This window comes from Limnohabitans sp. WS1 (assembly GCF_003063265.1).
Taxonomy (GTDB): domain Bacteria; phylum Pseudomonadota; class Gammaproteobacteria; order Burkholderiales; family Burkholderiaceae_C; genus Limnohabitans_A.
This window is the reverse complement of record NZ_NERU01000009.1, coordinates 156,320-162,830: the sequence shown is the minus strand read 5'-3', so window position 1 is coordinate 162,830 and position 6,511 is coordinate 156,320. Positions and strand designations below refer to the sequence as shown.

The window sequence follows — 6,511 nt, the reverse complement described above, 5'->3', positions numbered from 1 at the left end:
TCCCCATCCCCGGGCTCTTTTGCTGCTTGCGCAGCATCGCCCTCAACCTCCTGCGGATGAATCCGTCTATGCTGGGGAATGTGCTTTTATAGGCGTGCTTGAAGTAGCCAAACCATCCCTTGAGCATGGGGCCAAGCTCTTTAATGACAACGCGCAGACTCTCGCCTCTCGTGCGCTTGGTCTTTTCTCGCACCTTGTCCTTCAGCCCCTTTAGGCTCTTGTCCCGCACCCAGCGCCTACCCGCCTCAAATCGGTAGCCCAGGAACTCAAAGCCCTGTCCCCTTTGCGTGCAGTCCCCCACATGGGTCTTGTCCGGGTGCAAGCTCAGATCGTTTTGCGCCACCCACTGCCTGACCTGCTCCAGTGCCTCTTGCGCTTGTGACGCCGTCTCGCACAGGATCACGAAGTCGTCCGCGTAGCGCACCATTCGGTAGCCCTGCGCCTTCATCTTCACATCCAGTGGATGCAGGTAAACATTGGCCAGCAACGGACTGATGACCGCCCCTTGCGGGGTGCCCGCCGTCGGCGTCCATCTGCGCATCTCTTGCACGATGTCTTGCTGTAACCAGCCCTTGAGCAAGGCCAGCAGCCTTCCATCGCTGATGTGCGCTGCGATCCTGTCCATCAAGCCCTCGTGCGGGATGCTGTCGAAGTACCCCTGCAAGTCAGCATCCACCACATGGGTGTAGCCTTCCTTCAAAAGTGCATCGACTTGCCGCAGCGCGTCTTTGCAGCCCCTGCCGGGTCGAAACCCATAGCTCGTGTCCTCAAACTCTTGCTCAAAGATCGGCTCTATCACCCGCTTGACCGCCGTCTGCACGATCCTGTCCTTGACCGTCGGGATGCCCAGAGGCCGCGTTTTACCGCCCGCTTTGGGTATCTCTACCCTCCGCACCGCCTGGGGCCTGTACTCTCCTTGCTCCAGTTGCCTAGACAACTCGCTCAGGTACTGCGCTTCATGCGCCGCAAATCCTTCTATGCTTTGCCAGTCTATCCCCGCTGACCCTTTGTTCGCTTGGACTTGTTGCCAAGCCGCTTGCAAGGTGCTCAGCCGGTAAACCTTGTCGATCAAACTGAACCACTTGTTTCCTTTGACGCCGTTGCCCAGCGCCGCCAACATACGATCCGTCCAGACTTCACGGTCCACCCACGCCCATTGGGCAGGGCCTGACTCGGCTTGTTTAGCCACAAAGGGCACTGCCGCCGTTTCGCTTTCGCTCTCGTTCATCTCTGTCCTTTTCGTATCCACTTTCCTGCCACCCTTGGCTCGTGCGGCTTTCCTACTCCGCATTTCTCAGGCTGCCGTCTGCTCGGTTTAGGCTCAAGGGGCGTACCCCGGTTATCGCAAACTCTCGTTTGCCCACACCGTTTCCGGTGCAGTTTGGCCATATCTGCTCTGGCAGCCCATCGCTACTACGATGGCTCTGACTGCTGCAGCCCGTCACCTCGGGCCACAGCTCTCCCCGCTTATCTCACGCACACTTCCTGACGTTGCGCCTCCAACCACATGGGTGGCCCGCATGTCGTTTTATCCACCAAAACAACGCATGCGATGTGTTTCAGGCTTCGCCTTCTCCCAGCCAGCTCGCCGCCACTCCCTGCCGAATCGAGTTCGCTTTACTGCGCACCGCCAGTTCGCCTCCGGTTGCTCCCCACCCCGCCTCGCAGCGACGCAGTTACCTTCGACTACGGGGCCTTGGCTTACCCCGACATGGACTCTCACCATGCTGTGTACGCGCCTTCACGGGCGCACTAGGAGCGACGCCCCCGTCGCGATAGAGCCTCGCAGACCACCCATCGCCCCGAGGGCGGGGCTCCTACAAAATGCAGGCAGCCTCCCTGCAGGAGCGACGCCCCCGTCGCGAAAAGCCTCGCAGACCACCCCCATAGCCCCGAGGGCGGGGCTCCTACAAAATGCAGGCAGCCTTCCTGCAGGAGCGACGCCCCCGTCGCGAAAAGCCTCGCAGACCACTACCCATCGCCCCGAGGGCGGGGCTCCTACAAAATGCAGGCAGCCCTCCTGTAGGAGCGACGCCCCCGTCGCGAAAAGCCTCGCAGACCACCACCCATCGCCCCGAGGGCGGGGCTCCTACAAAATGCAGGCAGCCCTCCTGTAGGAGCGACGCTCCCGTCGCGATAAGCCTCGCAGACCACTACTCAACGCTCAACGCCAAACACCTCGGTATCAACTTCGCTGTTGGCCTGCGCGTTGTAGCGGTCGCCTGCCACAGTGCTGTGGTTGATCAACGCTTCCAAGCGGCTCATCAAATCTGGATCGAGCCTCACGTCCACGGCCCCCAGATCATCGAGCAAGTGATTCACCGAGGTTGTACCCGGAATGGGAATGATGTCGTCCCCCTGGTGAAGCAACCAAGCCAAGGCCAGCTGAGCCGGGCTGCACCCAGCCTCTTGCGCCAGCGCATGGTATGCAGGCAAGAGCTTCAGGTTGGCTGCGTGGTTTTCAGGACTGAAACGCGGCATGCTGCGGCGGATGTCTTTGGCATCGAATGCGGCAATGTCCAACGCTGCGCCACATAAAAAACCACGAGCGACAGGGCTGAACGCCACAAAGCGGGTACCCAGTTCGCGACAGGCTTGCAAGACCGCGATTTCGGGGTTGCGGGTCCACAGTGAGTATTCGGTTTGAACCGCTGCAATCGGGTGCACCGCATGGGCTTTGCGCAAGGTGTTGGCCGACACCTCTGACAAGCCAATCGCTTGAATTTTCCCTTGACGCACCAAATCGCTCAAAGCGCCCACACTGTCTTCGATGGGCACCTTCTTGTCCCAGCGGTGCAGGTAATACAAATCGATCACATCGGTTTGCAGACGGCGCAGCGAGTCTTCGCAGGTTTTTTTGATCGTCTCGGGTCGACCATCGATCACACGCACTTTGCTGCCATCACTTTGCTCTACCCCTTGCATGCCGCATTTGCTGGCCAAGGTGAATTTTTGGCGGTGGGGCTTCAAGACTTTGCCCACCAAGGTTTCGTTGTTGCCAAAACCATACAGTGCAGCCGTGTCAAAAAAAGTCACCCCCCGGTCCAGGGCCGTGAGCAAAACACGCTCACCCTGCTCGGCCGAGACCGGCGCACCATAGGCATGGCTGAGATTCATGCAACCCAGCCCCAAAGGGCTGACCGAAAAAGAGGCAATTTGACGAGGTTTCATCGCCTTATCTTAGCCTCTAAACCACCCAGTTGCAGCCCCTCACCCAGGCCAACGGGGTCACCGCCCGTAGACCCCCGAGTGCGCAGACGCCACGGTTTGAAATCGCCACGCAGATGCCATGGCTTTCTCTGGCACAGGCACAGGCACAGCAGCAGGCGCTTCAAGAGAACGGCCAGCGACTGTCCCCCAGTCGATCATCACCATGCGATTTTCTTCACCCGATTCATCCGAAGTGGCATCAATGCGAAGGGTCATGGCTGCACGGTGCGCTGTCGGTGTCAAGTCCACCACACAAAATCGCCGACATTGCCCCCGCAACACTTCTTCATGAAAAATCAAAAATGGCATTTTGGATTTTTCATCCAAAAAATCAACAAAGGGGGTGTGCTGACACTGTGAGCGCTGAATGTCCAACATGATGGCACCGGACAAATTGGTTTGCATCACATGCCCACGCATGTCCAAGGTGGCAAATCCCACCGGCGCAAAATCATAAGCATCGACATATTTTTGCAAATCTGCGCCTTGCACAGTTTCAGGCTCAGAGGTCTGCACGGCCACCACATACTGTGTTTTGCTGCGGGACGCTGAATCAGACAGTTGTGCCAGGCGTTTGGTGTACTGAGCCGCATCGAGCTTGACTCTGGCGTAACACTCACAGACCGATTGCAGCAATCGCTCGCGGTTTTCAATCAAGATTTTGCCTCTGCTGTTGCGAATCGCGCCGGCCGCTTGCAACTTGCCAGCCGCTTGTGTCACCGATTCTCTGCGCACCCCCAACATGTGGCCAATGGTTTCATGGGTGACCGACAGCTCACTGGCCTCCAGACCATCTGCGTTCAAAAGCATCCACTGACTGAGTCGTTCACTCACCGAATGGTGACGGCTGCACACAATGCTCTGGGCCATTTGTGTCATCAATGACTGCACGTAAGACAAGGCCAATTGATTGAGTTGCTCACACAGTTGCAAGCCATGCAAAAAGTGCTCGGCACTCATGCGCAGAGCCTGTCCGCTGGACTGAATTTGCACACTGTGCGACATGGACACAGCCCCCAAAACCAAGGGCAGACCAATGATGCCGTGGCGTCCAGTCAAGGCCAATTCGGCGGTCTCACCTTCCACTGTGGTGGACAACAGCGATGCGGTGCATGTGGTTGGAAAGTAAACATGGTGCAAGGCCTCACCGCCTTGGTAAATGACTTGTCCCGAGGCCAAACTCACCACCTCTAGGCTGGGCAAAATCATGGCCAAGTTGTGCTCGCTCAGCGCCCCCAAAATCAGATTGCGCCGTGGGTTTGAGCCCAAAATGTCACGCAACACGGCCAAATCCTGACCCAGCTTGACCGGGGTCTGTCGCGCACCACCGTCCATCAAAATATCTGAACCCTCATCGATTGCTTGGTCTGTAGGAGCGTGATGTTTACTGTGCAACTGTGTCCACATGCTGATCTCCATTTCAAGATGGTGCTGCATACATTGCAACAAGGCCATGGACCCATGTTCGACCATGGCCGCCAGCGCGTCGATTGATCACAGGGTCAATTTGAATAGACCTTAGGGTCTATACCGCATGAGCACCATGCTCAATTCACACGTACTGAGCAAGCCACAAAAATCGTGCACCATGGGCTCAACATCATCGAAACAAACGTGGCGGCGTCATGACCCCGTAATTGGGGCCCACACCGCTGGAATTGGGCGCTTGACACAGGGTGCTCATCTGCAGCTCGATGTATTTGCCGTTGCCACCCTCGGCGTTCAAAATGTGCATACAAGCAAACCCACGAATCTTTGAAAAACTGCCAGGTGTCACTCGGGTGAGCACCGGCATCACGACAAACTCACACTTTTGGGTGCCCGCCGCACTGCAATCCTGAACCGCTTGAAACAGGCTATTTTTGACGCCGGTTTGAACCCAGATGTCATCGTCCAAGGACAAAGTCGAAGGGCTTCCGTCTTCGATCAATTGCGCAATCACATGGACCCCCGAGGCTTTCTCGGCCAAGGAACTCCACTCGCCTGAGTCACAGCTGTCATAGGCATAAAGTGAACCGACCCTGAACACCAGGGCTTGACCCCCAGCATCTTTGCGCGGGCCTGCAGGTGAACTCGAAGAATTCCAGAAGTTTTGGTACATGCATTCCGAAATGGCAAAGGGAAAAACACCGCCCGAATAGATCCGACCCGGTGAAGCCACCCCGGCCACAGCCGTGGCACTGACGGACTTGGAGACCATGTTCCAAATACCCGTCAAAAATGTTCGAACAGGCCCATCGTTTTCACCTTTGATTTTGGACACCCGCACCTGCAGTGCGGGGGCATCCTGTGAGGTGGGTTCTGTCGGCAACACTTGCAAGCCCAGCACATCCTGACCCATGTCCCAATAACCCGTGTCCACCCGAGCACTGAGCAAAGGCTGCCCATCGGCATGGTTCAATGCAATCGCGTCTTGAGCTTGTGCGGCAGCCGCATCCCAGTCGAGCGTTTTGCCCTTGTTTTTGTACAACACCATGGCACCCGCCAAAGCTGCCGCATCGGCGTCGTTTTGCAATTCATTTCGAACCACATGCAAGTGGGCCAAATCAATGGCCAAAGCCGCCAAGCCCACAAACAGCGGCAAGGTCAAGGCAACCAACAAGGTGACTGCACCACGCTGTGGCATCAAAGTGGGAGACTGTTGGGCGTTCATCTGTGATCACTCCTGAAGCATGACCGTGCTGGCCGTGAGCTTCCAGGGTTGCCCCAACACGCTGAACAACTGACCCAAACCCACCCCTTGAAAGGTGAAGGACACAGTCACCTCCAAGCTTTGCTGATCATCCTTCCAATTGGCACGAACAATTTGAACCTTGGGGTTCTGGGCATTGGCACCCCACTGCATGAGCGATCCTCGGGTGTAGGACAAGACCACTTTCTCAATATCAGCATCGCTCAACTTGGTGTTGCGAGCCACGACACCCGCCCGGGCACCTTCACGACTGGCATTGGTGAGGAGCGATTTGTCGAGCAAGGCCAAACTGATGTCAATCGTGCCCAACAACACCAGCAAAAGCAGGGGCAAGATCAAAGCGAATTCGACCACCGCCATGCCGCGCTGCGTGCGATGCGCGTGAACGCGGCCCGCTGCAGCATCGACTTGCATCTGCTGCGGGTCCCCAGTGGCTCGCCCCACCCTCAAGCCCAATACCCTGCACATGTCGAAACTCCTTGTGATCGTGCATGCAAGACACACTGCACTTTGCACAGCCTAAACACACGAAATAAAGAGTTCTGTGCGCTGCAAGACACGGCATGTGAACTCGCACACATCCCTCAACTTGTGTGCTTTGAAACACAG

5 protein-coding genes are annotated in these 6,511 nt (G+C 57.0%); all 5 read right to left on the bottom strand.

The genetic code is table 11. From position 1 onward, the window contains the following. A partial coding sequence (gene ltrA, locus B9Z48_RS12830) for a group II intron reverse transcriptase/maturase (RefSeq protein ID WP_199233515.1) occupies nucleotides 1-1,228 on the bottom strand: 1,228 nt, incomplete at its 3' end. Nucleotides 1,229-2,157: 929 nt separating this feature from the next. Beyond that, the gene (locus B9Z48_RS12825; protein WP_089956935.1) at nucleotides 2,158-3,171 is read right to left on the bottom strand and encodes an aldo/keto reductase; all 1,014 of its coding nucleotides are present in this window, start codon (nucleotides 3,169-3,171) and stop codon (nucleotides 2,158-2,160) included. A 57-nt stretch (nucleotides 3,172-3,228) separates the two neighbouring features. Beyond that, nucleotides 3,229-4,617, bottom strand: a complete 1,389-nt coding sequence (locus B9Z48_RS12820; protein WP_158273262.1) for a Crp/Fnr family transcriptional regulator — start codon at nucleotides 4,615-4,617, stop codon at nucleotides 3,229-3,231. A 193-nt stretch (nucleotides 4,618-4,810) separates the two neighbouring features. After that, nucleotides 4,811-5,863, bottom strand: a complete 1,053-nt coding sequence (locus B9Z48_RS12815) for a TadG family pilus assembly protein (RefSeq protein ID WP_108378857.1) — start codon at nucleotides 5,861-5,863, stop codon at nucleotides 4,811-4,813. A gap of 6 nt (nucleotides 5,864-5,869) precedes the next feature. After that, nucleotides 5,870-6,370: a TadE/TadG family type IV pilus assembly protein gene (locus B9Z48_RS12810; RefSeq protein ID WP_089956927.1), complete on the bottom strand. Its 501-nt coding sequence runs from the start codon at nucleotides 6,368-6,370 to the stop codon at nucleotides 5,870-5,872. Nucleotides 6,371-6,511 lie beyond the last annotated feature (141 nt).

Excerpts from the sequence above, each read along its gene's own strand:
- B9Z48_RS12825 (WP_089956935.1), bottom strand. The coding sequence starts at position 3,171 with ATGAAACCTCGTCAAATTGCCTCTTTTTCGGTCAGCCCTTTGGGGCTG.
- B9Z48_RS12820 (WP_158273262.1), bottom strand. The coding sequence starts at position 4,617 with ATGTGGACACAGTTGCACAGTAAACATCACGCTCCTACAGACCAAGCA.
- B9Z48_RS12815 (WP_108378857.1), bottom strand. The coding sequence starts at position 5,863 with ATGAACGCCCAACAGTCTCCCACTTTGATGCCACAGCGTGGTGCAGTC.
- B9Z48_RS12810 (WP_089956927.1), bottom strand. The coding sequence starts at position 6,370 with ATGTGCAGGGTATTGGGCTTGAGGGTGGGGCGAGCCACTGGGGACCCG.